This is a genomic window from Lysinibacillus sp. NPDC047702, assembly GCF_050272555.1.
GTDB lineage: Bacteria > Bacillota > Bacilli > Bacillales_A > Planococcaceae > Lysinibacillus.
In genome coordinates this window covers 1-1,334 of record NZ_JBNNMG010000147.1, presented here as the reverse complement: position 1 = coordinate 1,334, position 1,334 = coordinate 1, and the positions used below count along the sequence as shown (strand labels likewise).

Sequence of the window (1,334 nt, the reverse complement as noted above, 5' to 3'; positions counted from 1 at the left end):
CCCCTTAAATTTTTTGTGAGGCGAGCAAGCGATAGCGCGCTTAGATTTAAAGCAAAATCTCAATTTTCCCTGTCCATTTTCTTGACATAGTATCAATTCTACATTTACCTCGTATAGGTTATGATGTTTTAAATTTAGACATTGATGTGATTTTAAATGGTCATGACGAACCTCATAATATCATTCCAATACCATATGTGTTAAAAGGAACCAATATTAATGAATATATTAGTAATAACTATGGTCACCCAACATTAATAATTTGTGAAGATGAATTATATGAAGATTTAATTGGTAGTATAGATGTTTCTAACAGTGTCTTAGGTATAGTAAAAATATCTGATATTTCTTCGAACTTACTTCAAATACACTGGACAAAATTAGCACAACATATTAATACTTCTACAAACAACATCGAGGTATGTGACGATTATTCTTTTATTAAATTAAGTACAAAATCAACTCAGGGGATTTTGCCCCTTATCCCTTTAGCTAATCAATTTGGATATTTAAAGGAACTTTTCAGAAATATAGATAATTATACAAATTTCAATACCATAAATTTAAATATGCATTATAGATTAATTTCAATGGCACAACAGATTTCAAAAATGGATGATCAAATTGCTAAAAGACTAATTAATCCTTTAAACGAAAACTTAAATTTTCAACCCTCACATTTAGTAATAACGATGCCAGGTATTGCAACAAAACAATCAAAATATTTTAATAGATCGTTAAATCTACCTTCTATTGAGAAAGACATCATTGAGTTCATAGGTTACCATAGAGCTATTGCTAAAAATGCACTATATATAAAGCTCGACAAAGCACCTCAAGAATTATTCGACGAATTACTTCAATTAGAAGTACATTGCAAAGGTAATAACATTAGTAATAAATATATTTGGAGAACACTAAGACGAATAGGAAAAATAATTAACAACAAGTTAAAGAATAGTAGTGTGGATATTCTTACCGAAAGTTCTCAAATAACTATTTTTTCAGACTTTCCTATTGGATTAGCTATTCTACCCGGATGTTCTGCTCCTTTATGTTGTATCACACCAATTATCTATAGACCATTAACACCTTTAACTAAAGCTTTTCAATATGAAACAATTAAAGAAAATCAAATTTATTTTGGATTAACTTGTAAGATTTTAATTATTGAATGTATACATAAAGATGACCGCATCAGGAAATATTGCGATATTTTGGCGAATAACCTAGTTGAAATGTAAGCCCGTATTCAAATAACGCATATAATCACGTAGCACCTCTCGGTACTATAAAGGTATCAATTAAAGGAGGTGCCTTTCATTGCCACAGCA

1 protein-coding gene is annotated in these 1,334 nt (G+C 29.7%); it reads left to right on the top strand.

Annotation, left to right across the window (positions count from 1 at the left end):
• The first annotated feature begins 146 nt into the window (after positions 1-146).
• Positions 147-1,244, top strand: a complete 1,098-nt coding sequence (locus ACQKIM_RS28140) for a hypothetical protein (protein WP_427550276.1) — start codon at positions 147-149, stop codon at positions 1,242-1,244.
• The last annotated feature ends 90 nt before the right edge of the window (positions 1,245-1,334 follow it).